Annotated in this window: 20 protein-coding genes, 1 pseudogene, 1 CRISPR repeat array and 1 riboswitch; of the genes and pseudogenes, 6 read left to right on the top strand and 15 right to left on the bottom strand. The window is 47.5% G+C overall.

What is annotated here, in order from left to right; translation table 11 throughout:
• Positions 1–70 precede the first annotated feature (70 nt).
• A CRISPR array of direct repeats spans positions 71–6987; the repeat unit is 37 nt; unit sequence GTTTCAATCCCTGAAAGGGATTAGTGGAAATTGAGAC.
• A gap of 254 nt (positions 6988–7241) precedes the next feature.
• The 11 genes and pseudogenes from cas2 to LKK83_RS11285 form a co-directional block, all read right to left on the bottom strand.
• Positions 7242–7514, bottom strand: coding sequence for a CRISPR-associated endonuclease Cas2 (cas2, locus tag LKK83_RS11235; RefSeq protein ID WP_324631203.1), 273 nt, complete (start codon positions 7512–7514; stop codon positions 7242–7244).
• Positions 7515–7570: 56 nt separating this feature from the next.
• On the bottom strand, positions 7571–8575 hold the full coding sequence (gene cas1d, locus LKK83_RS11240; protein ID WP_324631204.1) for a type I-D CRISPR-associated endonuclease Cas1d: 1005 nt from the start codon (positions 8573–8575) through the stop codon (positions 7571–7573).
• Between the two features lie 82 nt (positions 8576–8657).
• Entirely contained in the window at positions 8658–9251 is a 594-nt protein-coding gene (gene cas4 / locus LKK83_RS11245; protein WP_324631205.1) for a CRISPR-associated protein Cas4, read from the bottom strand.
• A 118-nt stretch (positions 9252–9369) separates the two neighbouring features.
• On the bottom strand, positions 9370–10197 hold the full coding sequence (cas6, locus tag LKK83_RS11250) for a CRISPR-associated endoribonuclease Cas6 (protein ID WP_324631206.1): 828 nt from the start codon (positions 10195–10197) through the stop codon (positions 9370–9372).
• Positions 10198–10420: 223 nt separating this feature from the next.
• Positions 10421–13066 carry a CRISPR-associated helicase Cas3' gene (gene cas3, locus LKK83_RS11255; protein ID WP_324631208.1) on the bottom strand — a complete coding sequence of 882 codons (2646 nt, stop codon included), beginning with the start codon at positions 13064–13066 and terminating at the stop codon, positions 10421–10423.
• Entirely contained in the window at positions 13059–13865 is an 807-nt protein-coding gene (locus LKK83_RS11260) for a hypothetical protein (RefSeq protein WP_324631209.1), read from the bottom strand. The genes cas3 and LKK83_RS11260 overlap by 8 nt, the downstream gene beginning before the upstream one ends.
• Before the next feature lie 42 nt (positions 13866–13907).
• Positions 13908–14777, bottom strand: a complete 870-nt coding sequence (locus LKK83_RS11265; RefSeq protein ID WP_324631210.1) for a hypothetical protein — start codon at positions 14775–14777, stop codon at positions 13908–13910.
• The gene (locus LKK83_RS11270; protein WP_324631211.1) at positions 14777–17320 is read right to left on the bottom strand and encodes a hypothetical protein; all 2544 of its coding nucleotides are present in this window, start codon (positions 17318–17320) and stop codon (positions 14777–14779) included. The genes LKK83_RS11265 and LKK83_RS11270 overlap by 1 nt, the downstream gene beginning before the upstream one ends.
• Positions 17321–17338: 18 nt before the next feature.
• Positions 17339–17599 carry a HepT-like ribonuclease domain-containing protein gene (locus LKK83_RS11275; RefSeq protein ID WP_324631212.1) on the bottom strand — a complete coding sequence of 87 codons (261 nt, stop codon included), beginning with the start codon at positions 17597–17599 and terminating at the stop codon, positions 17339–17341.
• A 37-nt stretch (positions 17600–17636) separates the two neighbouring features.
• Positions 17637–17750, bottom strand: a pseudogene (locus LKK83_RS11280) (nucleotidyltransferase); the annotation flags it as partial.
• Between the two features lie 139 nt (positions 17751–17889).
• Positions 17890–18066, bottom strand: a complete 177-nt coding sequence (locus tag LKK83_RS11285) for a hypothetical protein (RefSeq protein WP_324631213.1) — start codon at positions 18064–18066, stop codon at positions 17890–17892.
• A 442-nt stretch (positions 18067–18508) separates the two neighbouring features.
• Here LKK83_RS11285 and LKK83_RS11290 point away from each other — a divergent pair, with 442 nt between their 5' ends.
• From LKK83_RS11290 to LKK83_RS11305, 4 genes are all read left to right on the top strand, one after another.
• Positions 18509–19375, top strand: coding sequence for a helix-turn-helix transcriptional regulator (locus LKK83_RS11290; RefSeq protein WP_324631214.1), 867 nt, complete (start codon positions 18509–18511; stop codon positions 19373–19375).
• A 46-nt stretch (positions 19376–19421) separates the two neighbouring features.
• Positions 19422–19976 carry a TRAP transporter small permease subunit gene (locus LKK83_RS11295; RefSeq protein ID WP_324631215.1) on the top strand — a complete coding sequence of 185 codons (555 nt, stop codon included), beginning with the start codon at positions 19422–19424 and terminating at the stop codon, positions 19974–19976.
• On the top strand, positions 19960–21303 hold the full coding sequence (locus LKK83_RS11300) for a TRAP transporter large permease (RefSeq protein WP_324631216.1): 1344 nt from the start codon (positions 19960–19962) through the stop codon (positions 21301–21303). Before LKK83_RS11295 ends, LKK83_RS11300 begins: the two co-directional genes overlap by 17 nt.
• A 280-nt stretch (positions 21304–21583) precedes the next feature.
• Positions 21584–21754 carry a hypothetical protein gene (locus LKK83_RS11305; protein WP_324631218.1) on the top strand — a complete coding sequence of 57 codons (171 nt, stop codon included), beginning with the start codon at positions 21584–21586 and terminating at the stop codon, positions 21752–21754.
• A 179-nt stretch (positions 21755–21933) separates the two neighbouring features.
• On the opposite strand, the gene LKK83_RS11310 is transcribed toward LKK83_RS11305, so the two are convergent.
• The 3 genes from LKK83_RS11310 to LKK83_RS11320 form a co-directional block, all read right to left on the bottom strand.
• On the bottom strand, positions 21934–23247 hold the full coding sequence (locus LKK83_RS11310) for a TMEM143 family protein (protein WP_324631219.1): 1314 nt from the start codon (positions 23245–23247) through the stop codon (positions 21934–21936).
• A 246-nt stretch (positions 23248–23493) separates the two neighbouring features.
• A complete protein-coding gene (locus tag LKK83_RS31695; protein WP_336654492.1) occupies positions 23494–23949 on the bottom strand; it encodes a DUF4278 domain-containing protein in 456 nt (151 codons plus the stop codon).
• A 36-nt stretch (positions 23950–23985) separates the two neighbouring features.
• Positions 23986–24074, bottom strand: a riboswitch (Glutamine riboswitch).
• A gap of 274 nt (positions 24075–24348) precedes the next feature.
• Positions 24349–24471, bottom strand: coding sequence for a hypothetical protein (locus LKK83_RS11320; RefSeq protein ID WP_324631220.1), 123 nt, complete (start codon positions 24469–24471; stop codon positions 24349–24351).
• Between the two features lie 21 nt (positions 24472–24492).
• Here LKK83_RS11320 and LKK83_RS11325 point away from each other — a divergent pair, with 21 nt between their 5' ends.
• Positions 24493–25101: a DNA-3-methyladenine glycosylase gene (locus LKK83_RS11325; protein WP_324631221.1), complete on the top strand. Its 609-nt coding sequence runs from the start codon at positions 24493–24495 to the stop codon at positions 25099–25101.
• 56 nt (positions 25102–25157) lie between these two features.
• Here LKK83_RS11325 and LKK83_RS11330 read toward each other — a convergent pair whose 3' ends face one another.
• Positions 25158–25688, bottom strand: a complete 531-nt coding sequence (locus tag LKK83_RS11330) for a hypothetical protein (RefSeq protein WP_324631222.1) — start codon at positions 25686–25688, stop codon at positions 25158–25160.
• On the opposite strand from LKK83_RS11330, the gene LKK83_RS11335 reads away from it, so the two are divergent.
• Positions 25687–26676 carry an aspartate carbamoyltransferase catalytic subunit gene (locus tag LKK83_RS11335; protein ID WP_324631223.1) on the top strand — a complete coding sequence of 330 codons (990 nt, stop codon included), beginning with the start codon at positions 25687–25689 and terminating at the stop codon, positions 26674–26676. The genes LKK83_RS11330 and LKK83_RS11335 overlap by 2 nt on opposite strands.
• The last annotated feature ends 176 nt before the right edge of the window (positions 26677–26852 follow it).

Below are 26852 nucleotides of genomic sequence, written 5' to 3' on the forward strand. Positions count from 1 at the left end.
AATCCCTTTCAGGGATTAGTGGAAATTGAGACATACAGAGTACGGATTAATCCCAGAGTCTTCTTTCGAAGTTTCAATCCCTGAAAGGGATTAGTGGAAATTGAGACTATAAGTAAATCTTATAGTAATTGACAATGCAAAGTTTTGTTTCAATCCCTGAAAGGGATTAGTGGAAATTGAGACAATACCTCTATTTAAAAGGAGGCACAAAAATTCGAGAAGTTTCAATCCCTGAAAGGGATTAGTGGAAATTGAGACTTTCGGTAACCTTAGAAGAAAAAAGAGGAAAGGAATATGTTTCAATCCCTGAAAGGGATTAGTGGAAATTGAGACATCATTCAGAAAAGGAAAGAGATACAGCGGTATAATGTTTCAATCCCTGAAAGGGATTAGTGGAAATTGAGACCTTGCGAATGTCGAATCACACCCGCGTCTTTCATTCTAGTTTCAATCCCTGAAAGGGATTAGTGGAAATTGAGACAAACAGCGTTCGATAAAATCAATGATTTTGTCGCTAAAGTTTCAATCCCTGAAAGGGATTAGTGGAAATTGAGACAGCGCTTTGGATGGAGATGCCGAAAATCTCAAAATCAGTTTCAATCCCTGAAAGGGATTAGTGGAAATTGAGACGGCAATTAGATTGATGCGCGATCGCGTTCTTTTCAGTTTCAATCCCTGAAAGGGATTAGTGGAAATTGAGACATTAGATAATCAGTTTCGGAATATTCCATTATCATCAAGTTTCAATCCCTGAAAGGGATTAGTGGAAATTGAGACTGGTTTGGGACAATTAACGAAGAAGAAAACTGGTGGGTTTCAATCCCTGAAAGGGATTAGTGGAAATTGAGACGTGGCGAACCGCTTTTAATTCCCCTATTCATCAGTTTCAATCCCTGAAAGGGATTAGTGGAAATTGAGACCTATGAAATGAAAGCACAGATTCCAGGGCAACTAATAGTTTCAATCCCTGAAAGGGATTAGTGGAAATTGAGACGCGGGTCAGCGCCACATACAACAAGTTCATCTCTTGTTGTTTCAATCCCTGAAAGGGATTAGTGGAAATTGAGACTTCCTTGACTTATTGCCCGCTCGAAAAGGCAATTTTAAGTTTCAATCCCTGAAAGGGATTAGTGGAAATTGAGACCGCGCTGTGGTTGGGGATGTTCCTTTCGGTTGTAAGCGTTTCAATCCCTGAAAGGGATTAGTGGAAATTGAGACGCGCCAGGAGAAACAGCAGCGGCCACGGCAGAGGAGTTTCAATCCCTGAAAGGGATTAGTGGAAATTGAGACGGCGAATTTATCTTGTCCAAAAAAGGAGCGATTTACAAGTTTCAATCCCTGAAAGGGATTAGTGGAAATTGAGACTCGGCAACGGCGATCGCACCTTTGGCGGCACCAACGGGTTTCAATCCCTGAAAGGGATTAGTGGAAATTGAGACTTACCGGGAGCGAGTTCTTCCCGACATTCACCCTAGTGTTTCAATCCCTGAAAGGGATTAGTGGAAATTGAGACTTTACTCCGCAATCCGTAGATTGCCCGGTCTGTGCTGGGTTTCAATCCCTGAAAGGGATTAGTGGAAATTGAGACGCGGCCCTTCAGGAAGAAGGGCTGGAGCTGGTAGAGTTTCAATCCCTGAAAGGGATTAGTGGAAATTGAGACAAAGCAAGGTGCTTTAAGTGCAGAAGAGGCCGCCGGTTTCAATCCCTGAAAGGGATTAGTGGAAATTGAGACTGATAAAAAATGGCCTAAAGAAGCTTTGGTTCTAGATGTTTCAATCCCTGAAAGGGATTAGTGGAAATTGAGACAGCGCCAGTTAAGGCGATATATAGCCCTCCTGAGAGAGTTTCAATCCCTGAAAGGGATTAGTGGAAATTGAGACCTTGTTCCTCTGTTTTGCTTCCGCCTAGTTGGGCTTGGTTTCAATCCCTGAAAGGGATTAGTGGAAATTGAGACAATGTAGAGAGCAAAAAAGAGTAGAATCGAATGTACGTTTCAATCCCTGAAAGGGATTAGTGGAAATTGAGACGCAAGTGGATTGTTTCGAGTGTGTTCCAATCCTAAAGTTTCAATCCCTGAAAGGGATTAGTGGAAATTGAGACACCTACCCGCGATCGCGCCTTTAGCCGGATCGCCTCCGTTTCAATCCCTGAAAGGGATTAGTGGAAATTGAGACTTGTCCTTCTCCGGAAGAGTGGGTTCAATACGAGTTTCAATCCCTGAAAGGGATTAGTGGAAATTGAGACGTGGGCGATCGGTCATTAACTCTGGATGAGTTAAGTTTCAATCCCTGAAAGGGATTAGTGGAAATTGAGACCAAAGACGACGATGTGTTGCAAGCGATTTTTTCGCACGTTTCAATCCCTGAAAGGGATTAGTGGAAATTGAGACTTTTTGGGTTGACTGTAGTTGGTTCGCAGTTGCCCGTTTCAATCCCTGAAAGGGATTAGTGGAAATTGAGACGACCGAGGTATCAGGTTGGCTTCATCTGGGAAGCGTTTCAATCCCTGAAAGGGATTAGTGGAAATTGAGACTGCTTCCAAATTGCACGCCCATCTTGCTCTGCAGTGTTTCAATCCCTGAAAGGGATTAGTGGAAATTGAGACTCGGATTCTGAAAGATTGATGATTTCCCGTTTCGTGTTTCAATCCCTGAAAGGGATTAGTGGAAATTGAGACACCTCTATTTTTCGTTTTGTTTCTCCGGAAATATTGAGTTTCAATCCCTGAAAGGGATTAGTGGAAATTGAGACCCGAGAAGTAGACTTAAGTCAAAAAGAATTGGCGAGTTTCAATCCCTGAAAGGGATTAGTGGAAATTGAGACGACACTGATTATCATGTATTTACTCATTTAAGTTGCCGTTTCAATCCCTGAAAGGGATTAGTGGAAATTGAGACAGGAAGCCCAGCAAATTGCGTTGGAAATCTCGAATTCCGTTTCAATCCCTGAAAGGGATTAGTGGAAATTGAGACTGCTGAACAATCGAGTGAATCCATTCCACTCGGCAGAGTTTCAATCCCTGAAAGGGATTAGTGGAAATTGAGACATGTTTGATGGCATGGTCTAAATTATAAAATTCTTGGTTTCAATCCCTGAAAGGGATTAGTGGAAATTGAGACATTTATTCTTGCTAAAGATGGAGGAGCGATTTACAAGTTTCAATCCCTGAAAGGGATTAGTGGAAATTGAGACAGGATATTGCTTTAAATATTCAGGAGTGGGGAACCCGTTTCAATCCCTGAAAGGGATTAGTGGAAATTGAGACAGCAACACAAAAAAGCTCCGCGATTAGCGCCCTCCAGTTTCAATCCCTGAAAGGGATTAGTGGAAATTGAGACCGGATCGATTTGTCGGTTTCCAGCTTGGATGATGTGTTTCAATCCCTGAAAGGGATTAGTGGAAATTGAGACACCGGCGCGAGTCACGGTGATAGTGTCCCCGTCGCTGTTTCAATCCCTGAAAGGGATTAGTGGAAATTGAGACTATAGCGAAGAAGCGATCGCGATCGCAGAGGATTGTTTCAATCCCTGAAAGGGATTAGTGGAAATTGAGACCCTATGGCTGGGGATGTTCATTTCTGTGGTTTCCGTTTCAATCCCTGAAAGGGATTAGTGGAAATTGAGACTTCCTTTGCCATGCGCGATAATCTCGAAATTGCCATTGTTTCAATCCCTGAAAGGGATTAGTGGAAATTGAGACCACGTGACCATGCGATCGCATCATGCGATCGTGCGGTGTTTCAATCCCTGAAAGGGATTAGTGGAAATTGAGACCACAACCCAGCCGGGCAAGGGTTACCGGGGAACGAGTTTCAATCCCTGAAAGGGATTAGTGGAAATTGAGACGACCCGGCGGGAATCCAGATTTAAAGAAATATAGGCTGTTTCAATCCCTGAAAGGGATTAGTGGAAATTGAGACCACCCGAATCGACAAGGCGGATCGACCGAATCACCAGAGTTTCAATCCCTGAAAGGGATTAGTGGAAATTGAGACTAATCTGACTTACCATCCGATTGACCAGGCGATCGCGTTTCAATCCCTGAAAGGGATTAGTGGAAATTGAGACTTCGTCCCGCCAGCCCTCGCGCCTTTTCAATTGCGTGTTTCAATCCCTGAAAGGGATTAGTGGAAATTGAGACCGAAAAGGAGGCTAGGCCAATGATGGCAATCACAGTTTCAATCCCTGAAAGGGATTAGTGGAAATTGAGACCTTTTTTTAAGTTGGGTGAGCAACTTTTTTTGTTTTGTTTCAATCCCTGAAAGGGATTAGTGGAAATTGAGACTGTGAAGATGGATTGCTTCGTGCTGTCGGTCTCACCGTTTCAATCCCTGAAAGGGATTAGTGGAAATTGAGACAAGCAATCGAACTCAATACCATTGTTGAAAAACTTCGTTTCAATCCCTGAAAGGGATTAGTGGAAATTGAGACGCCAGATTGAGAAGAGATTCCCCCATCGTTCAGCGTTTCAATCCCTGAAAGGGATTAGTGGAAATTGAGACCTGAAAGTCTTGCGCCACAAGACTTTCAGAGGCCGAATGTGTTTCAATCCCTGAAAGGGATTAGTGGAAATTGAGACAAGCATTATCCTCGAAATGGATTGTCTTTAAAAATTAGTTTCAATCCCTGAAAGGGATTAGTGGAAATTGAGACTTCGCCAAATTGCTCGATGCTGATTCGAAAGTGGTTTCAATCCCTGAAAGGGATTAGTGGAAATTGAGACCTGCGGCCTCTCAGAGCTAAGGCTTAGAAGAATCCGGTTTCAATCCCTGAAAGGGATTAGTGGAAATTGAGACTCCGCAAGGCTCCTGATGTCGCCTCGATGGAAATCTCGTTTCAATCCCTGAAAGGGATTAGTGGAAATTGAGACAATTAGCGGGATTCCATCCACTTCTGGAAAATAGGTTTCAATCCCTGAAAGGGATTAGTGGAAATTGAGACCTTTGGGACCCCTGGTTGGAGGCGATCGCAATCTTAGTTTCAATCCCTGAAAGGGATTAGTGGAAATTGAGACAAACCAGCAGCGAAGGCCAACGAAGCCCACGAACCCGTTTCAATCCCTGAAAGGGATTAGTGGAAATTGAGACTAAGCAATTTCTCGCCACTCCCAGGGTGCTATTTGCGTTTCAATCCCTGAAAGGGATTAGTGGAAATTGAGACCGCTGCGGGGGGAGCCGGGGCGGGGGAGGCTGTGGCGGTTTCAATCCCTGAAAGGGATTAGTGGAAATTGAGACCTTGTGCGTCAAGCGGCAGAAATTGAGGATAAACTAGTTTCAATCCCTGAAAGGGATTAGTGGAAATTGAGACTTTCCCTGCGAGAAGAATCTGCGATTGCAATAAGTGGTTTCAATCCCTGAAAGGGATTAGTGGAAATTGAGACAAACGCGGGACTAAAACTTTTAATTTTTGGATTTGTAAGTTTCAATCCCTGAAAGGGATTAGTGGAAATTGAGACAATGTCGAAAGTCTCAATCGCGTGCGCCTTCCAAGTTTCAATCCCTGAAAGGGATTAGTGGAAATTGAGACGAATATGCCGGCACTCTTAACAAATCCCGATCACGTTTCAATCCCTGAAAGGGATTAGTGGAAATTGAGACGTACTTTATTTTTTGACTTGATGCTTGCCAAATTGGCGTTTCAATCCCTGAAAGGGATTAGTGGAAATTGAGACACGCCAGTGCAGCGCCAAAAATTGGCCAATCTATGTTTCAATCCCTGAAAGGGATTAGTGGAAATTGAGACCTTGCGGTGCTAATTCAGCAAGCTCAGATTCAGTAAGTTTCAATCCCTGAAAGGGATTAGTGGAAATTGAGACTATATCACATAAAGAAACCCGTCCTCAAAATGAGGTTTCAATCCCTGAAAGGGATTAGTGGAAATTGAGACTCTTTTTTAGATTCCGAACACGCGATTGCGCCCCAAAGTTTCAATCCCTGAAAGGGATTAGTGGAAATTGAGACCTTTTCTTATCCCAGGATGAACCGCTATAGCACCAGTTTCAATCCCTGAAAGGGATTAGTGGAAATTGAGACTGGATGGTTAATTCATTCGCTAAATTAATAGTTAAATTGTTTCAATCCCTGAAAGGGATTAGTGGAAATTGAGACGTCTTTCCGATGGAATTTCACTTCCCCCGCATCATCCGTTTCAATCCCTGAAAGGGATTAGTGGAAATTGAGACTATTGGTTTGAGCATGACGGTATAAACCGGTATGCGTTTCAATCCCTGAAAGGGATTAGTGGAAATTGAGACTTTGGAGGATGCAGCGGGTGGCGTAGTTCCGGAAATGGTTTCAATCCCTGAAAGGGATTAGTGGAAATTGAGACACTGGCAACGAGTGACCGAACCCGCATGGACGGACGAGTTTCAATCCCTGAAAGGGATTAGTGGAAATTGAGACATCGACCTTCTAGTTCTTCCTTGTCACCTTCGAAATAGTTTCAATCCCTGAAAGGGATTAGTGGAAATTGAGACCTTTGCGGTTGTTAACCCCAGGCGCGATATCTTCTTAGTTTCAATCCCTGAAAGGGATTAGTGGAAATTGAGACTATTCTGTAGTATTTTTGAAGTATCCAATGATTAGCGTTTCAATCCCTGAAAGGGATTAGTGGAAATTGAGACGCCGTCGCCGAACTTGCTGCGGCAAAGGGGGACGTTTCAATCCCTGAAAGGGATTAGTGGAAATTGAGACGTTTGGGGACTTAACAAGCTTTGGTGTGGAAAACGGAGTTTCAATCCCTGAAAGGGATTAGTGGAAATTGAGACCCAACTCTTCCCAATGCTTAAAAAGCGAAAACGCGTTTCAATCCCTGAAAGGGATTAGTGGAAATTGAGACTTTCACGTCATCCAAGCTAGAAACTGTCAAGTTGTTTCAATCCCTGAAAGGGATTAGTGGAAATTGAGACAGTACAATGGTTCCGACCAAGCGTGTATTCCTTTTCTCCGTTCCTGTTTCAATCCCTGAAAGGGATTAGTGGAAATTGAGACTGCAGGCAGTTGAAACCCTTACTGTATTTAATTTTCAAGGTACGTTTGCGGTAATCGATTCTTAAACTACCATTTCCCAGAACCACCTGTCAACCCCCTTCGTTGAAAATTACCTGAAACTCCCTCCCTGCAAGGGGTTGGGCAACTGCGGTAATCGGATAGAACGGCAAACCCGCCTGCAATCCAGAGAGGACAACGGTTTCGGACGATAAATTTACCCCAACCTGTCCCACAGCTACCCATTACCGGAAAAGCTAGGCAAAAAACACCGTCTTGTCCACAGGCTCCACCCCGCCGATGCGTTCTATTTTACCTTGGCAGCAGCGACACAGAACTTGAAACATCACGCTATCCTCCTCCGGTTTGATATGTTCCCGGAGGCGCGATCGCAGTTTCGCGTACTGAGTCTCGGTTAACTCGCACTGAAACACCGAATACTGCACCCATTGCCCATAAGACTTGAGAATCTTGTGAACCTTCGTTCGGCGCTTATCCTCCGGAATATCGTAAACCACCGTCACGTACATCGCATTTCCTCCTATTTTCCCATTCAACCAAACACTACTCAATCCCCCATCGCCCACTACTTCAGCACCAACGGCGGATAAGACTCGATTTCCCCCATCAAATACTTCCCCAACAGTCGCGCCTGAATTTCAAACGCCTCCTGATAGCTACACTTGCGACCCATCACCGGATGCTTGAACTGCGATTGCTTTTTCTGTTCGTACAACCGCAAAAAGGTTCGCAACCCATCCCGCGTCAACGACACCGCATTGCTTATCGGTTCCGTGACAAAATCCTCCACACTCAGCACTTTTTTATTCACTCCAGACAGCACCATTGCATCCACCACCAACGGACGAAACTCTTCCATCAAATCCAAAGCTAACGAAGGTCTCCCATAGCGTTCCACATGCAAATAACCCAGATAGGGGTCAAATCCCACAATATTCACTGCACTTTGAACGTCATGGCGCAGCAAAGAATAGCCAAAACTCAACAAAGAATTCACCGGATCCGTCGGGGGTCTGCGCCGTCGCCCCGCAAACTCAAACCCCTCCGCCCGAATCAACTCATTAAAGCAGCCAAAATAAGCCGCACTCCCCGCCCCTTCCAATCCGCGTAGGGAATCAATTTTCTCCGCTTTTGCCACCGAAGCAATTATCCCTTTTATCCCCTCAATTCCCGCCGTCACATTCAGTTGCGAATCATTCCGCTTCGCTTGTTGCAGCAAACTCCGATAATTCTTTAACTTTCCGCGCACGAAACCGCGCACCACATGCACCGCTTTTTCCGTTTCTCCCGCCGCTTGCCATTGCGCCTGACGCACGAAAATATTTTTCGTCACCTCCGGTTCCAACCGTCCTAAATAGCGCCCGGTATGGGTCAAAAAGCTCAAGGGAATGTGACGTTCCAGCAACTCCGTCACCACCCCAGGCGACACCGTTGCCCGTCCCAAAACCACCACGCCATCTACTTGAATCAATGGCACATCCAGCAACTTTTCCCGATTCGCCCGTACCTTTAATCGTTCGTCGGTTTTGCCAATAAAACAATCATCTTGTATCACATAAACCGTTCCCATAATTTCATCCTCCAAACTGTGAAAGTTTCACCAACAAGCATGAATCTGTCATTCCCGCACAAGTGGGAATTCAAAAAGCTATTTAATTCGCCTCTTTGTAGCGCTTCATTTTCTTTGTCGCCTGGGGCAAACAGTGGCGATAAAGACTGCATCCCCGACAGCGCGGCCCATAAATTGCCGGGGGCATTTCTCCCGTGTTTAGCAGGGTAGAAATTTCCTGAATGGTGGCGATCGCAGTTTGCCGCAAAGACTGGGAAAACTCCACCACCTGACGCCGCCGAGACTGCGCGTAATACACAAACCCTTGGGCGATCGCCTGTCCCATCATCTCCTCCAAACACAACCCTTGCGCGCACACCTGAAGCGCATCATTTTCCCATTCCCCGCGATTTCCCCGCTTATATTCCACCGGAAACACCTCCCCGGATTCCAACTCAATTAAATCCGCCTTGCCAATTAACCGATACCGTTCCGACTTCAACCAAATCCCCCGCACTTGCCAAACCTCCTCCCGATTTTCCTCCCCTACAGAATGCACCCGCCGATGTAAATCCGTCCCTTCAATCGTGTAATGATTCTGCCCAAATTCCCCCGCACAAAACATCCGCCACCACCGATGCGGACAATAGGCATACTGATTCAATGCCGCCAACGGAATATACTCCAAATTTTGCATTATTTTCCTCCAAATTATGATATAATTCTCAACAAAAATCCCCTTACACCACTCGTTCCTAGGCTCGGCCTAGGAACGCCCCGAGTGAGGCTCCGCCTCCTACAAAACCCGCAATCAATCAACCCGAATTCAACCGCCGAATCATCCCCATTCCCATCGGCGTTTTGCGCCCCGCCCCGCAGTACAATGCGAAATCCGCCAACACATTAATATCGCGAATCACCTCTGGCGGAACCTGACCCAAAATCGCATAACTCATCACCCCAACACAGCCAATAAACTTGCTGCGCTTATCGGCAACAATTTCCGAATGAATATTGACGTAACTGGGGAAAATACCCGACAACAAAGACTCAGATAGTGCAATATTGCTGTACTTATTCCAACGGTGCAGCAAACTATTAAAAAGCGACTCGCGAGTGGGCAAACAAGAATCGTATTTTCCCTGACGAAATGCCGTGGGGGTGCAAAAGGCAAACTCGATTTTTCGCTGCTCTGACGAAGCATTTTCGTACAACTGCGGGTAACTGGAAAAATTCGCCCAAGGCTGACTCGAATGTGGCGTGCCCAAAATCTTGGTAATCTGCAACTCAGCCGACCCCAATTTCCAGAGGCGATCGCGATTCAACGTCAGCCAAAGTTGCGTCAAATTGCCAAACAAAGAATCATCCAGCAGGGAAACCCGCCACCAACAGGAAGTTCCCGGCGGAATCGCTTTCTGATGGTTCCATTGCAACAAATGCCCCGAACTTCCCGAGGATTTACTCACCTGCAAGGGACTAATCGTAAACGCCTTTTCCGTTTTCTGTTCGTGCAAATTACTCGCCAATGTCGGGTTAACTGAATTGACGAGATTTAAAAACAAAGCATGCAGATGTCTTCCCTGCAAAAACTGCGGCGAAATCGCCGACTCCGGAACGAGGTTAATGACGAGACTATGTGGCATAATGGAGAAATAAGCTAATGGTTTGCAGGAACATTTGTCTATTTTTAATTTAACCTATGGTATTGGTTTAGTGGCCGTTATAACCGGGGTTTTGGATAGACTTTTTGGCAGAAAGCAACTTATTAGAGATATAAAACCGATTTCTTGTTCCCTTTCTCTAAAATTACACCGAGGCTCTCGAAAGTCAATGTAGGGGGAAGGTGGGCATTGCCCACCCTACTGCTTAGGAGGGTTGAGTTAAAGAGCCTGGATAAGTAAGGATCGCTGTGGTTTTCTCTCGTTTGTAAAGGAGTTTATCATCCAATCCAGAGGGCTTTAACTTGATAAAAACTCCAGGCAACTCTAGAAACCCTAAATCAGCCTGGTATTGATATTCTGGCTGTGCTTCTGGCATGAGCGCACCTTCATGGGTGGCGGATATTTTAATTAGGATAGTTTTGGCATAGGCATAACCGGGTCTTAAATCGCGCAATTCCCAGCAGGTATTTTCGCGATTGTAGTACCGTTCAAAAACATGAGTATTGGCGTATTGGTTCTCCTTATTTTGAATTAGGCGATCGAGGGGGACAGAAGCTTGAGGCATTTTGTGAATGTCATCGCCGTGGGTGCCATCATCGTAGACCAAAGTTGCCGAAGGCGTCCAACTGCGGGTCACGACTAATCCTTTTTCGTGGAGGGGTTTGTAGGTTAAATCTGCACCATAAACGTAGTCATGCAGCATCGAAAACAGTTCCACCACGCGATAGTCATCAACCCGGTGCGATCGCCGAATGAATTGAGCGATTTTATCGCCATCAAAGTGCGTCAGAGATTGAAGACAGTCCTGGTACTCTGCCCATCCATTTTCATCTAAGGTTTGGCCATAAAACGGAATGCGATCGCCCACAATTCTGCCGATAACCACCACCTTGGCATCAGCAATATTGCCCTTGCGATTGCACCGTCCCACTTGTTGAATTAAGTTTTCCGGAGGGCAAATTTCTGACATTAAAATTTCGCAGTTCAAATCGCACCCCACCTCAATCGCACTGGTGGTAATTAACCGATAGGGTTTTCCCGCTTCATCATGCTCTTTTAACCCTTCGTAAACTTGTTGTCGGACGCGAGAATCCAACCGTCCGTGATAGAGAAATAAAGGCTCCCTCGCTTCGCCTTTTAATTGTTGATAAATTGCCGCAGCATCTTTCACGGTTTGCACTACAGCAATCAATCGACAATTCGGTTTAGCCTGAACTTCTGCCATGATAGCTTCCCGGAAGTAGGTTTGAAAAGCTTCCGGTTCTCGGGGATTTCGCTCAATACTAGCCAGCCATTCAAAACCTCTTTGGGGTTTCTCGAAATGAGCCAGTTTTTTTCTTTCCGCAGCATATTCCGACTCCCCCATGTAGTCAAAAACTTGCAAGTATCGGGCAAATTCTTCCAGGTATTCTGGGGGCATAGTTGCAGTCATTAACACCAGCGATCGCCCCCCTGTATATAACGACTGAACCAAACTGCGGAAATTGGTAAAGGCAACCTCATCGTAACTATGCGCCTCGTCAAAGCAAATCAAGGTTTTTTCTTGGTGAATTCGCAAGGGAAAAATAAACGACTTTTGCTTATCTCCAAACGCAAAATAGCGATAGAGAAATTTATCCAAGGTGGTTAAAATGACATCACCTTTATAAAGATGTCGGCGAGGATTGATGCGCCGGGGAACTTCTTGACCCCCTTTATACACCCAGCGGTGCATTTGCGTACCCGTATCCACCACCAGAGAAAATTCTCGGCGCGGATGCAGTTGCGAAAAGCGCTTGAGATATTGTTCCACTCGTTGTTTGTGGTCTTCGAGCAAACTGCGGGCGGGAAGGGGCAAAATCAAGCGATAATTGCTCGCCAAAGCGGGAAATAAAACCGCTTCTAGTTTGCCCACGCCTGTGGGTGCTTTGAGTAAAATAGCGGGATTTGGCTGACGAGCGATCGCCTCATACATTTTATCCTGCATCGGATTGGGTTCAAAACTCGCCAACTGTTGATAGCAAGTCCGACAATCCCAGTGATTCCCATCATCTACTGAGTCTGGATAAGGTTTGACCGTCACCTTGACGATCGGTTGTTTCGCCCGGTTTTCGGGGTAAGACTCCCACCACGATTTGGCAATGTTATCCAGGGTTTTGCCCAAATCCTTCTTGTCTTTTTGGCATTGTTCTAACTTCGCTTTATCCTCCGGGGTGAGTTCCATCGACCACGAGTGAAAGGTCAACTGGATTGAAGGGTGAAAAAACGGCCAAGGATCGAGAAAATATTGGGTTGTATCCTGAGAATCTGCGGCGATCGTGTAATCCATAAATGCCCGCGATTCTGCTTGTTCCTCATCGCCGATCGCCCGACAAGCTAACTCTGCCTCAATTTGGTCGCACATTTCCAAAATATAGAGTTCCCGCGCATAAGCGAGAGGGTCTTTAGCGAGCTTTTCGGCATATGGCTGCTGTTTTTTCAGTCGATAGGCATCCCGAGTGATATCTGCAATAGAAAAATCGTGATGCCCGATCGCCAGTGTCTGTGCCCATTCATCTTTGCTTTCGGCTAAAAACCGATGCCCTTTAAACGAATATATATAGTGTTTAAACTCACCTCGCGCGTCGGTTTGCACTTTAATCTCAAATTGTTGGGGTTTTCCCATATCGTGAATTTTAGCCGCTTCTAAAACCCGCTGGCGTGAAGAATCAAAAGGAAAATTTTCCGCCTTCCACCATTTCACGAGCTGCATCACATTTTTCACGTGATTCCCCAGGGGTTGAAAGCGGACTTCCCGGGGAATCGGGTTATGAGGTTCGGGGAAAAAAAGCCGACCAAAATCATAAATGCGCGAGCGCTTTTTCTTAGGCATAAACTTCTCCATTCAATAGATTCACCAGGGAAACCGGGATATAGATTTCGCCGTTGGTGTAGTATTCCAACGTTGGTTCTGCCGCTTCCGGGGTAAAATAAGCAGCAACAAAAGGCACGAAACCGGAAATAGGCGTTGGGTTTAAATCTACAAAACCTTCCTCATCTGAAGTGGTGAAAGCAGTGGGTTCCCAGTGATAGCGATAGAGGTTGTAAATATCGCAGCCTCCCATAAATTCACCCCCCTGCATCACCGCCTCCATACTTTGCATCAGCGCTTCGATAGGTACAATGGCGGAAGGATAGGCGGTAACGGTTTGCCTGGTTAAAGCGATCGCCTCCTCGGAAATTTCCGTTACCACCCCATAGCCCTCTTTACCCAATTTGCAGCCGTATCCTTTCAAATTTTGAAAGGCTGCTAACCCTTCCCGAGATTCCGCCACCACATATCCCACTAACTCCTCGGCGATGAAATATTCCCAGGTATGAAGCTGAAAATTTGCCTTATTTCCCTCCACATAAAGCCGAGAAAAAAAATCGTGATTGAACTCGCGCATCCCCTTGCGATAGGTGCGATGCACTCCACTCCACTTGTGGGAAACGGGATAGGCACCCACGGGAATATATCGCGGCGGTAGCGCGTAAATTGGCGGATTATTTTTGTTAATCCTGGTTTCGGGTAGTTCTAAATTGCCACTCAGAATTCCCAACCGTCGCAAAAACCCGGAAAAGGTTGTGGGTGGCACAAAAGGATAAGTGGCAATGTTGAGAATTGACCCAGGCAGAATGCGAAAGGTCATCGCTGCTGTGGGTTGAATTTTGAACTCTAGGCAATACATAAATTATGCCTGTAAAACCTCGTCAACAAAGCGGCTAGCATACTCTTGCAGTTGTTCCAAAGCTGCATCTCCAATCCAGCGCTGGAAATGAGTGGATTGAATGTGGTTTGTGTTTTTTTCTGGGGTTCTGGCTAACCGGATAAACTCATCGATCGCCGCTTCCGGATTGGTTTCGGAAGGAGAAACAATCGGGCGTTTTCCTTTAGGAACCAGGTAGCGATCTAACACTAATAGAGGCATTTGCTTATGTTCTGCGATCGCAAGTCCTTTCGGATTTCCCGAACCAATGCGCGGTAGAGAATCCAAAAACCCATAAGCCACCGCAGCAAATTCTGAATCCGTCACGCTCAAACAATGATTAGACACCGGATAAAGAATCCCCGGTTGATTGTATTCCCGTTTAAAAGGTGTCGGGGTTTCTTCTTTTTGATTCACTAACCTTGCCGGGTGCATCGCTCGTTGCTTTTCTTGGGGTAAAATATCTTGTACGGCAACGCCACCGCCATGCGTCACTCGACCAATTAACGTTTTCTTCCCCGCAATTAAACCGCCATAAACCCTGCAAATCGGACAACCTGGCTCGGCGCAAGTATCGGGAATTCCACAATTTTTTTTATCCCCGAGTAATTTCCCACTACTCACCGGTGCCCAAATCAAGCAACGCCGTTCCACACCGCGCCGTTTGGTGGGTGAAATGTAGCATTTTTCTAATGATTTACCGTCTTTACTCGACAGTTTCACTGTCTCCACTAAGTTGACATTAACCTGCACTTCATGCCCAAAATAAAGCTCTTGCGAGCCTTCGAGAATGGCATAAATGTCAAAATGAACGCGGGGCTTATTTTTATCGGTTTCAGGAAGTCCAGTAGCCATTATTTTTTCTCCGTTGTAGACTTAAGTTTGCGAACCAATTCGGGAAAACGAGTGTAGAGATATAACTTGAGTTGATAGGTTAACTCTTTCCACTCTTTCTCTTGCGTATAGCAATTTTCAGCAAAATGAGTGTAAGCTTTCATCACATCATCCGCACAGAGCATCAACCAAGTTTGCTGTTGAGACTCATCGGTTTGTTCTCGATTTGAAATTCCCAATTCTTCTAGTAACCTGCTGGTTTGCTCGTAGATAAAGTAATTGTCCGAATTTCGATACAATCGCGCTCGCACTCTGGTTTTATTTTCATCGCCTAATGTGGCATAATAGCAAAATGCTACCGCGTCATCAACCTGTTCGATTATTTTACCGACCTCTCGTTCGACATCTTCTGGCTTCATCGAGTTTCTGGCTGTTCTTTCCAGAGATTGAACGAAAGCGTAAGTTAATCCGGTTAGCGCCGCTACATCTTTATAAAGAGTAGCCCGTTTCAAAAGTTGGTTGTTAGCACTCATAGAAAATCCTTGCACATCTTGTTGAATTTTGTTGGCATAAGTTTCGCGAGTCTTTTCCATTTCCCGACGCTGTTCTAGACTCGCGAATTTTGCCAGTTTGTATTCTGCCATAACGGGTAAATCCCGTTCCACATATCGTACTGCATCCGCCAATTGCATGTTGATTTCTTTGTCAGAAACCACAATCGATTGACTGTATGCCTCCATCAAGCCTTTGATAAAAATTAAATGCCGGCTCGCTAACCGGATCGGTTGACTCCCTTGGGTAATCAAGGAAAATTCCAAATCCGTCAGTACCTCCCTCGGGAAAATAGAGGCAACTTTTGCCAGCGCATACTGAACCTGACCCAATTTTTGTGCCGCTACTTCACCTTTAGCAGTGCGATCGGATGCCAGAACTAAATACCGACCCGCACTCAAATGCAGTTGTTTGTTCGTCAGCATTCTCATATAATCTTTCAGCTTTTGCTGTCTGGCGGCGAAATCTTTGCGCTTTTCGGTTTCAGGTGTTTTAAGCTGCAAAATAATACTTTCATCCGTCACCTTTAAGGGAGAAGCAAACGCTAACACCGCACAGGATGCACAGATATGAGGTCTGCCTTCACTGGATGCAGATTGGCGACGCTGGGAGGGTCGCTCGAACATAAATCGCAGCACTTGCCAGCGAGCGGTTTTTGGATCGATTTCTACCCCACAGGAATAGCAAAATTCTTTACTATCATCTCCCGGCGATCGCACTGCGCGCATGGCTGGTTTTTCACTCAGCAATGGAGTGGGTAACGAATCCATTTCCTCTGGTTTTATCTCCAGTAACCGATACATTTCAACAACACACTGGGTAAAAATATCCCCCCGGGTCGAGTTAATTTGATCCGTGGCAGTTTTGCTAAACGCTTTGGCTAATTCCTCGATTTTTTTGAATTTACCATAATTTTGTTCTCTATCTAATCGAAAAAAATCAAACGGATTTCCCTGCGATCGCTGAAACAAACTGCTCTTTTCCCGCACCCACTCACGACTGAACGCAATCTTAGCCGTCAGTTTCTCTTGCTGCTTCAGCAACTTTCGCTGCTGTGCTTTGCTCAATCCAGCCTGTGCCAGTTGACTTTGCACTGCATCAAGTTCCTGAAAAGCGGCTTGCTGTCCTTCGAGAAGTTTACCAAATCCTTTCTGAAAATACTCGCAATATTTTTTAGCTTCTTTATTTTGCATTGCCTCCTTTTTATCTAACTCGTTTTGAGAGGATTTGCTATCTTCTCCTTTCCCTTCCCTGTCTTTAATCTGTTTCTTGAGTCCATCTATCTGTTTCTGTCGCTCTTTTTGCCGTTTTTCCACATCTCGAATCACGGCGCGATACCAAGCGGCTAAAACTGTGGCTTGCTCCTGCGTTAAAATCGGCAGCTCCAAGGTGCTAAAACCGCGACCCGACAAGGTGATGCTATTCAGCACTTGAATAAAGGTCTGCACCAATCCTGGCAACTGGTTCTGGGTGTCGCCATAGGCGGAAAACGCCACATCGGTTAGAAATATTTGCCAAAGTTTGGTGATATCTAAACCCTGAGTTTTCCCGGGAATGAAAACCCAAAAGTGAAAGTCGCTTTCAGCGAGAATCGCAATTTTATGATGCTTCTGCAAATATTCCATAAATCGGTCGCTCGCACTGTCGATTGCCAATCTCGCCTGCAATTCTCCCGGTAATGGCGATTTAAACAACATTTCCAGGGTGCCGATCGCTTGCTCTCGATAATAAACTATATTCTCTTTCAACCGGAGTGGGTTCCCTGTCCTAGTTTCGTCATTTCCTTGGGCAACCTTTAACTGTCGAACTAAGTGTAAATTCCCCAAAGACCGCGCGATCGCCACTGCGTCTGAATCGTTCGCCAAGCTTGCCAGTTCAGAAGGAGCCAGGGATATTACCTCAGCCGCTAAGGCACTGATGACAATCTGCAAAACATCAGATTCCGACCCAGGAAACACCCTTTTTTCTTCTTCCTCATGGTTATCAAATAGAGAGAGTTGCTGCCAAGTCATGCCTATGCCTCCTCCCGGCTATTCACTACTATAATTTTGCAACATGGTTTCAAGCTGAGTTTTTAACCTGGGCAACTCTTGTGGGACGATCGCCCAAATAATCTCTGTGTCGATTCGGAAATCTTCGTGAACTAACAAGTTTCTAAAATCGCTCATATCGAGCCAAGGAACTTCTGGATGTCGGATGCAGATTGCCTCAGACATAGCTGCCGAAGCTTCACCCACAATCTGTAAGTGATACACAATCCAGGTTTGAATCAGTTCGTTTTCCTCAAACACCTGTTTGCCTCGACGGGGATATTTGTCAATTTTGGCGATCGGCTTCGCCCCGCGCTACGGAACCAAAAACCCTCACATTGCAAGCCCCATGTTGAGCCGCAATCCACAAGTTTTCTTCCCGCTTCTCCCGTAACCAGTCATCAAAACTCATCATCGATCTACTCAATTTTTTACGTCTGAGTTTATTGAATAAAAACCCAACGGCAAATCTCTGCTGATTCTTTAAGCTATCTTAGGCGGTGAGAGTGCCATAAAATTGCCCTCCCACCTTACATATCCGTCTCTAACGGTTATTGACGTCTCGATTCCCAATCAGCGAAAGATACAATCTCACCGTCATCGAAGATCGGTTCGTGCTTCCTTTGTGCAATTAAGCGCTCACGCCGTTTTATCTCCTGTTGCATTTTATAAATCTGTTCTTCGTCATTTGAGTTTTGGCGATAGATCTCTTCTCCTGAGTAACTCATTTTAAAGTCCTCCAATAGGTGTACAACCGGACAAGCTGTGCTAACCTATGAGGAGCGACTCTACATAGGCGAACTGGGCGTTTGTCCGGTTCGTCTACTAGACTAGCATATTTTTTTATTGTTAAGAGACTTATATGCATTACGTCAGTGACAAATGGCTTCTTTATGATGTATGATGAAAGAGCCTTGACCTCGAAATCCCTTTCAGGGCTTGAAATAAGAGGCTAATAAGGCAATACGACCTTTCTATAATCCCTTTCAGGGATCCCCAGCCAGAGCATCGCTCTGGCTTTTTTAGTCTTTGGGGCCAAGCCGGGACTGTGAATGCCCCTGGATGAGCCAATGCCCAGGTTGGGAGCTGGATCATCTCAATTCGGCTCCTAAATTCAGTACAATTATCATCATGCCACAGAAGTGGAAAAAATGCAATTACATTTAGGGCATGTCGAGAAAAAAGGACACGATTACACTGTCAATTCCCCCTGGCACGAAGGAGCGGCTGGAAGAAATCGCCGCCCGACTGAAGGTTCTATGGGGCGATCGCGGCAGTATCTCCGGCTTGCTAGCAGCGATCGCCGAGGGAAAATTTCAAGTCGGACAACCCATCACTCTGACCAGCGCTCAGGTTAAGGCACTCCAGCAAGCCATTCGTCTGCTGATCGATACCGGGAAGCCCGAGCAAGCCCAAATCGTCACCCGCTTGCTGCTAGAGCGGGGCAACCTAGAAGCGCCCTTGCGTCAAGCACTACAGCAACTCATCACTCAGCCCAGCGAGCCGTGGCGTCAGCAGGTGGAGGAATATATCGAGAACCAGCAACCTTTTCGCCTGTTCTACCGCAACGCGCAAGACGCGGAGTTGGAGTACACCGTCCGTTGTGCCAAAATCTCCTTTCACGAAAAGCGCTTTTATGTGGAAATCTGGTGCGACGAGACGGAAGACATGAAAAACACTGACTTTCCCGAACTCATCCACAATCGCTGTCTGCGCTTGGATCGGATTAAAAACATCGAACCTATCTCTGCAAAATGGCGCGATCGCTTAGACTTCCTCCAAGTGTACTTACACTTTTATCGCGGCATGGTCAAAGCCTACGAACCCAAGGACAACGACATCAGCAATGAAGTCATCGGCGAGGTGCGGCAAGTGGTGCGGCGCGTGTCCAATCCCTTCTGGCTGATTCGAGAAATCCTACCCTATGGAAAAAATTGCCAGGTGGTAGCTCCCCAAGCAATCCGCGATCGCGTCAAACAAGAAATTCATGCCATCTACCAAAACTACCAAAACCTCCACACCCCACCCCAACCCTAGAGCAGTACAATACAACATCGACTGAAACGCAAAGGAAAAACCCGCCTTGAACAAACTACTGCGCCTCTCCAGAATCATCGATCGCATCAACCAATGGATCGGACGCTTCATCGGGTGGCTCGTCCTGCTCATGGTCCTCGTCGGCGTCTGGAACGTCATCGGGCGTTACGTCGGGCGTGCTGTCGGTCAAAACCTGACCTCCAACGCCCTCATCGAAATCCAGTGGTACATCTTCGACCTAGTGTTCCTCCTGGGGGCCGCCTACGCCCTCAAGCATGACGAGCACGTGCGCGTCGATGTCTTGTACGCCAACTGGCCCGCCCAAAGAAAAGCCCTCATCGACTTCATCGGCACCCTCTTATTCCTCATTCCCTTCTGTATCCTCGTCATTTTCTTCTCCTGGAATACCATTGCGGCATCGTGGGCCATCCAAGAAATGTCCCCGGATCCGGGCGGTTTACCCCGCTACCCCATCAAAACCACCATTCTCATCAGCTTTGCCCTGCTGATACTCCAAGGCATTTCCGAAGCCATCAAAAAATTCGCCATTTTCCAAGGTTTGCTGCAACCCGAGGAGGAACCACATGAATCTGAGCTATGAATACGAGTGGCTAGGCCCGCTGATGTTTGCCGGTGCCTTAGTCTTCCTCTCCTTTGGCTACCCCGTCGCTTTCTCCCTCGGGGGGGTCGCAATGCTGTTTGGGTTAATCGGCTATGCCTTCGGCGTCTTCGACCCCGTATTGCTCAATGCTATGCCGTTGCGAATCTTCGGCATCATGGAAAACTACACCCTCCTAGCCATCCCCTACTTTATCTTTATGGGAGCCATGCTGGAAAAATCCGGCATCGCAGAAAATCTCCTGGAAACGATGGGCATCCTCTTCGGACGGTTGCGCGGCGGTTTAGCCCTCGCCGTCGTCGTCGTGGGGGCACTCCTCGCCGCTACTACTGGCGTCGTCGCCGCTACGGTAGTGGCAATGGGCCTGATTTCCCTGCCCATTATGTTGCGCTATGGGTATAACAAACAACTGGCAACTGGCGTCATCGCCGCATCGGGCACTCTCGGCCAAATTATCCCCCCTTCGGTGGTGCTGGTGGTTCTCGGAGACCAACTGGGTATCAATGTGGGGGAATTGTTTATCGGGTCGTTGTTGCCCGGATTGTTGATGTCCGGCGCTTTTGCCCTCCACGTGCTGATTGCGGCGTTTCTGCGCCCGGATATCGCCCCGCCATTACCCGCTGAAGTGCGCCAGATGACACCGAAAGCGTTGGGATTGCGGGTGCTGAAGGTCATGGTGCCCCCGATCGCCTTGATTTTACTCGTCCTCGGTAGCATCTTTTTTGGCATCGCAACCCCTACGGAAGCCGGTGCGGTGGGCGCTGTAGGCGCGATCGCTCTGGCGGGGGCAAACCGCGAACTCAACTGGACCTCTCTGAGCCGCGTCTGCGATGTCACCCTGCGAACCACCAGTATGGTGATGTTCATTCTCTTGGGTTCCACTGCCTTTAGTTTGGTGTTTCGCGGTTTGGATGGTGATGCCTTTATGTTCGACCTCCTCGCCAATCTCCCGGGGGGTCAACTGGGTTTTCTGCTCGTCAGTATGCTCACTGTGTTCGTCCTCGGCTTTTTTATCGACTTTTTCGAGATTGCTTTTATCGTTATCCCGTTGTTTGTCCCGGTGGCGCAGCAGTTGCAAATCGATTTGGTGTGGTTTGGCGTTATCTTGGGCGCAAACCTGCAAACCTCTTTTCTCACCCCGCCGTTTGGCTTTGCTCTGTTCTACCTGCGCGGCGTCGCCCCTCCCGAAGTAACCACGGGCGATATTTATCGCGGCGCAATTCCGTTTGTGTTGATTCAATTATTCATTCTGGTGGCGATTATTGCCTTTCCCGGAATTGTCAGTTTCTTGCCCTCTCTGGGACTTTAGAAGAAGCGGGGGATTGAAATCGCGCCTGGGCTTTTCTTGCCTTTGCATGACCAGGACTTCTCCTGTTTACAGCCAACTCCGAACATGATATCATCCCTGCCTCGACGCCTTTTTTACTCCTCTCCCGCCGCTTTCGGTTCTCGGGATGCGATCGCGATCGCTTTCTCGCTCACAGAATATCACCGTCTCCCTGTGCTCGCGATCGCACTGCTTTTTTCCTCCCTGAAAGACAGTATAAATAAAGAACCATTCCCCCACTCTCTTTCACAGGAATCCAACCATGAACGCAATTACTCTCGAAAAAACCACCAGCCGTCCGAGCGAGGTTCAATCCCGCCCCAATTCTGCCTCGTCGTGCATCGTAAACGATAGAGCGCAAAAAGGCAAGTTAGTAGCCAAATGGCTGCAGGATGAAAATTCCCACCTGTATTGTCGATGGGTGGTTGAATAAGTGGCGAGTCAACTCCACCTCTGCTGTCAGTGTCCTGCATGACTCGTTCCCAGCTTATCCTGGATCGGTGTCCTGCATGACTCGTTCCCAGCTTATCCTGGAAACGAGTCATAACTTAGTCCGCATCGGCGGATCCGCGAAAAGCTCGGGCGCGATTTCAATCCAGTGCTTTTTATCGGCTATTTAGTATATAGAAAGGCATTATCCCACAGGTAATCGATCGCGCTTTTCGCTTCATCCAGGGACAACACCTGACAAGCACCGCGATCGTCGAAACTCAGCAGGGGCACCTCTTCCCCGTCGGCGCTGATTTTGCCGCGAATTGCTTGCAAATTCTCCACCGGACCATTGATATCAAAGTCTATTTTTTTCTCGAAGGTCTCATCCATCCATGTCTCGATGCGATCGTCTAATTCTGACGGGGTTAAAGTCTCCCCACTGGTCAGCAGGTGATAGTACACCAAAATAATTTCCTTGCATTCTTCTTCTTCCGCCGCATCCACAAGCGCCTGAAAAACATTGGCATTACTGGCCAAATTTCTAAAAAACAACGTTTCGGTGACGTTTTTTTGAAATTTTATCTCTTTGTTTTTATAACTGGTGTACTGTTTGAAGGCAAACCCGCCCAAGGTAATCACCAAGGACAGCATCGCTACCAGTACGGGCATCACATTCCGCACTTGTTCTTCTTCTACTTCCAATTCTGACAACCCGGAGACTCCCCCGAGAACCACTAAAATCGCTCCTACAATCAGTAGCAATTGCGGCAAAATCCGCCCTAGCAGGGGAACCGCCGCCCCAATGGCGGGAATGCCAAACAACAGTCTGTCTTTCCAGGTCATGCTGGTTTTTACGTTGGGAAACAGAAACTCTAAATCGAATTTGGGAATATTTTTATAGTAATAAGCGTACATTTTCCCGGGGGTGAAATTCAGTTTTTCCAGTTTCGCTCCTTTGGATTTAAAGTAGTCGGCATTTTTGAATTTGAGCAATAACACCATCCGCTCGAAAACATCAATGGTTTGTTGCACGTTTCTGAACCATTTTTTGACGGAAATGATTTTATATATATCCCCGCGACAGTAGCAAACCATTTGGTCGAATTCGTCAAAATCAACGTGAGTTTTGAGTTCGATTAAGGATTTTTCCTCAAATGCCCGTTCTAAGTTCGCTTGGGATAAGGGTTTGTAATTGGCGCGTTCCAGAATCCGGTGAAAGGCCCTCACGACCTTGCTTTCCATTGCAGCAAGCTGGGGGGGACTCGGTTCGATTCTAAAGTCGGTATCGGCATCGGGGTTAAAGGGGGCATAGTTATCTTTCAGGGTTTCTAGGGACGCATGAAACTCAAAATGATAGTAGGCGCAGAGGATGGCGCAGAATTCTCGGAACTTGGGCACCTCTGCATGGGCCAGTTTGCCATCTTCAACGCACAGTTCGATCAGATCCGATCGCCGATAGGGAATAAATGCTTCGCGGTCTTCGTAAACTGCCATAATCCGGGGTTCTCTGGAGCTTTTTTGCTTGGAGTCGCTTGACAAGGTAGATAATTCTATCAGTTTACTGCGATTCTTTCAATCCGGCGCAGGCGTTTCGGGATTCTGGGACTTGCCGGGGGTGATTTTCTGCGATCGCCTCCACCCCTCCACCCCTCCTCGGCTCAATTGCCACAAAAAAAACACCCCACACTGGGGTGTCTGTTGCGAGAAAAAGCGTCGAGTCTCGCCTAAGTTTCTGTCGAGTTAGCTAAAGGAAACCCGACTCCGGTCATAAGAGGTGCGAAAACTGGGATGCACTTTTCCTTGAATGCGATTCCAATAGTCGGAAATATTCTCGTTCAGACCCACCTCTGCTGCTAAGCGGCTCAGCATCGATTGTTGCCGCTTTTTAATCGACCGACAGTGACCCATCATCAAGGAACGAGCTTTATCCTCTGAGGTGAACGCTGCAACAACCGCCGGGATTGGGGTTGCCGGAACTGCTGCGCGATCGGATGCGGGCGCGCTTGCGGGTTGGCTACCAGTTGTATAGGCAACACCGCGATACTTCAGTTCCAGGGTGGGCTGCTGTACCGGGTTTTTCTTCTGGTTGCAAAACCGCCAATCCAGACCCCGATACTTGCCGCCCAGTTCACCCTCGGTCATCTCTATTGTGGGAGGGGTATATTCGTAGGTAACTCCACGATATGTCAGTTCCATGCGCTTCGACTCCTAAAACATCGTTGGTTTGAGTGAGGCGCGTTCCTTCGGGATAACTCCCTACTTCCGTCTCTGCCGGAGAACTAACGATGTTGTAGTCTAAGAAGCCGGTAGAGATGAACGATTTCTGTTTCTGTATTCATTTTTACTGTTTTTTTCGGAAATGTCAACGGTGCGATCGCCTTTTAACAAAAATTTTATAATTGGCCGCGTCTGGCAGTTATTGCTGATTGTTTATTGGCTATTGTTAACCTGGGTTTCTCTTCACCCATCCCCTACACTCCGGATCCAGGGGGAAAATTTCCGGGAAAAGGTTGACAAATAGCAAAAAATGTGGTAAGAAAAAGCGCGTGACGTGGGTAATCCGGGAGTCACGCGCGATCGGCAACGAACAGCCGCTTAGTGAGCCGAACCGTTACCGTGATAGTTGTCCGAATCGTAGAATCCGTTTTTCGTGCCGAAGAACAGACAACACACGACAAACAGAATGCTTAACACGGGCAGAACTGCTTTAATATCCATAAACTCCCTCGCCAAACGCTTATGAGTGTAATTCCAGCCGATATTGTAGAACCTGGATGGCTGGCGCGTCCATCCACAGAAGTAGCACCGGATTTAATTGGATGCAGCTTAGTCCGGAAACTACCCTCAGGACAAACCTTGCGCGCGACGATTGTGGAAACCGAAGCCTATGGGCCAGGGGATCCGGCAAACCACGGGTTTCGCAGACGCACGCCGCGCAACGAGGCCATGTTTGAGGAACCGGGTACGATTTACGTTTACTTGATTTACGGAATGCACCACTGTTTGAACATTTCCACCGACAAAGCGGAAGTTCCGAGTGCGGTGCTGATTCGCGCCTTGCAACTGGAAGCGGTACCCCCGGGAATCGAGTCGCAACAGAAACTCCATCGGATAGCCGCAGGTCCGGGCAAACTGTGTCGGGCGTTTGGCATCGATTTAAGTTTGAATCGGGAGCAACTGGATCCGGGAGGGGCGCTGTGGATTGAACATCGCCACCGAGAATTTCAGCAGCAGTTACAAGCTAAAAGCGAGGGGTTAGTTCAAACCACCCGGATCGGGATTTCCGTGGGGACGGAGTTGCCCTGGCGGTGGTACCTGGCGTCTTCGCGCGCGGTATCAAAACCTTAAAATTTTTGTCAAGACCTGGGGGATGAGAATTCCTCCCCGGAAATCTTTAAAAAAACTTAAATTAAAATTTCTTCCCCTCGTTCGGTAAAGCGAACCCGGTTAATCTGCCATTCGGGATTGCTGGTTAAGGTTTTTTCCAGACTGCCGAACAGGGAAAACTTCTCGCAACTCGAAAGGGAGACGAACTGGCGCTCGGACTCGGGATCCAGGCGCAGGTCTACCGTGGCAACGCCGGTATTTTCATTCAGTTGGACGCGATAGCCGGCTAAATCAAACGCCACGGTGGTGCGTTCTTCTAAGACCTCGCCCACGGCGGCTTCGATTTGGCGATCGCTGGGCACCTCCACCGTTTGGGGAATTAGCTCTTGGCACTGAGCGTCTGCGGTGTAAATCGTCACCTGAACTGTATTGGCAGAGTGCGATTGCTCTGGAATGGGCGAGGCCGTGGGAGGCACAGGCTCAGTGGGCGTCTCGATACGGTCTTCCGTGGATGGCGTGCCACAGCTACTCAGACCGACGACAATGATGCCAACGATGAGCTTCGCTATATATTTTTTGAGGACGTAATTGGATGGGATAAATTGCATGGCTACTACTTGGACTCGTCGCCACATTATTTCTCTGGCTGATTTTGTTTCTACAGAATACGACATCGTGCTGCAAACTGCGGCTAGTTTTCGCGAAGTTCTCTCCCGGCGAATGAAAAAAGTGCCCACGTTGCAGGGGCAGGTGGTGGCGAATTTATTTTTTGAACCTTCTACCCGAACCCGCAGCAGCTTTGAACTTGCCGCGAAGCGCCTGTCAGCAGATACCCTGAATTTTTCCCCGGGCAGCTCTTCCCTGACGAAGGGAGAAACGATTTTGGATACGGCGAAGACCTATTTGGCAATGGGAACCGATTTGATGGTGATTCGCCACCGGGAAGCAGGGGTGCCTCAGGCGATCGCCACCGAAATGGAACGTCTTGGCGCACCCGTCAGGGTTCTCAATGCCGGTGACGGTCAACACGAGCATCCGTCGCAAGCGTTGCTCGATTTGTTTACGATCTGTTCTCTGCTCGACCCGCAACGTCCGCGCCTGGAGTTGTTAAATGGGAAAAAGATTGCCATTGTTGGGGATATTCTGCACTCGCGAGTGGCGCGATCGAATCTCTGGAGCTTCACCGCCGCTACCGGGGCGGAACTTCATCTGGCCGGTCCTCCCACTCTGCTGCCTCAGTTTTTTGCCGATGCGGGGGTCGGGAGAGCCGGCAAGCTGTTTTTGCATTGGACTGTGGAACCGGCTCTGGAAAATGCGGATTTTGTGATGACGTTGCGATTGCAAAAAGAGCGGATGACGGCGCATTTACTGCCGAGTTGGCGCGAGTATCATCAGCGCTATGGAATTACCCGCGATCGCCTGCAATTGTGTCAGCCCCATGTGAAGGTTTTACACCCCGGTCCGGTGAACCGAGGGGTGGAAATTAGCTCTGAATTGATGGACAACCCGCAATTTAGCTTGATTTCCCAGCAAGTCACCAGCGGTGTCGCGGTTCGCATGGCGCTGCTTTATCTCATGGGTGGCGGGAAGGTTTAATCCCCCTAGGGTGGGCTGTGCTGCCCACCCTCCGGGCTAAACGCAAAAAGCTTCCCGTCACAGTTCCATAACCCCACTGCCGCTCGTTGTGGGAATTGAGGTTGACAAGAAAAAAGTGCATCGGGTATAATGAGGCCGTGGCCGCAGGCAGGGCGCAAAAGCATTGCACAAATTGC

Source organism: Phormidium sp. CCY1219, from assembly GCF_035615515.1.
In the GTDB taxonomy this organism is placed as follows: domain Bacteria; phylum Cyanobacteriota; class Cyanobacteriia; order Cyanobacteriales; family Laspinemataceae; genus CCY1219.

Coding starts and splice junctions, on each gene's coding strand:
- cas2 (WP_324631203.1), bottom strand. CDS start 7,514: ATGTACGTGACGGTGGTTTACGATATTCCGGAGGATAAGCGCCGAACG.
- cas1d (WP_324631204.1), bottom strand. CDS start 8,575: ATGGGAACGGTTTATGTGATACAAGATGATTGTTTTATTGGCAAAACC.
- cas4 (WP_324631205.1), bottom strand. CDS start 9,251: ATGCAAAATTTGGAGTATATTCCGTTGGCGGCATTGAATCAGTATGCC.
- cas6 (WP_324631206.1), bottom strand. CDS start 10,197: ATGCCACATAGTCTCGTCATTAACCTCGTTCCGGAGTCGGCGATTTCG.
- cas3 (WP_324631208.1), bottom strand. CDS start 13,066: ATGCCTAAGAAAAAGCGCTCGCGCATTTATGATTTTGGTCGGCTTTTT.
- LKK83_RS11260 (WP_324631209.1), bottom strand. CDS start 13,865: ATGACCTTTCGCATTCTGCCTGGGTCAATTCTCAACATTGCCACTTAT.
- LKK83_RS11265 (WP_324631210.1), bottom strand. CDS start 14,777: ATGGCTACTGGACTTCCTGAAACCGATAAAAATAAGCCCCGCGTTCAT.
- LKK83_RS11270 (WP_324631211.1), bottom strand. CDS start 17,320: ATGACTTGGCAGCAACTCTCTCTATTTGATAACCATGAGGAAGAAGAA.
- LKK83_RS11285 (WP_324631213.1), bottom strand. CDS start 18,066: ATGAGTTACTCAGGAGAAGAGATCTATCGCCAAAACTCAAATGACGAA.
- LKK83_RS11290 (WP_324631214.1), top strand. CDS start 18,509: ATGTCGAGAAAAAAGGACACGATTACACTGTCAATTCCCCCTGGCACG.
- LKK83_RS11300 (WP_324631216.1), top strand. CDS start 19,960: ATGAATCTGAGCTATGAATACGAGTGGCTAGGCCCGCTGATGTTTGCC.
- LKK83_RS11305 (WP_324631218.1), top strand. CDS start 21,584: ATGAACGCAATTACTCTCGAAAAAACCACCAGCCGTCCGAGCGAGGTT.
- LKK83_RS11310 (WP_324631219.1), bottom strand. CDS start 23,247: ATGGCAGTTTACGAAGACCGCGAAGCATTTATTCCCTATCGGCGATCG.
- LKK83_RS31695 (WP_336654492.1), bottom strand. CDS start 23,949: ATGGAACTGACATATCGTGGAGTTACCTACGAATATACCCCTCCCACA.
- LKK83_RS11320 (WP_324631220.1), bottom strand. CDS start 24,471: ATGGATATTAAAGCAGTTCTGCCCGTGTTAAGCATTCTGTTTGTCGTG.
- LKK83_RS11325 (WP_324631221.1), top strand. CDS start 24,493: ATGAGTGTAATTCCAGCCGATATTGTAGAACCTGGATGGCTGGCGCGT.
- LKK83_RS11335 (WP_324631223.1), top strand. CDS start 25,687: ATGGCTACTACTTGGACTCGTCGCCACATTATTTCTCTGGCTGATTTT.
- LKK83_RS11330 (WP_324631222.1), bottom strand. CDS start 25,688: ATGCAATTTATCCCATCCAATTACGTCCTCAAAAAATATATAGCGAAG.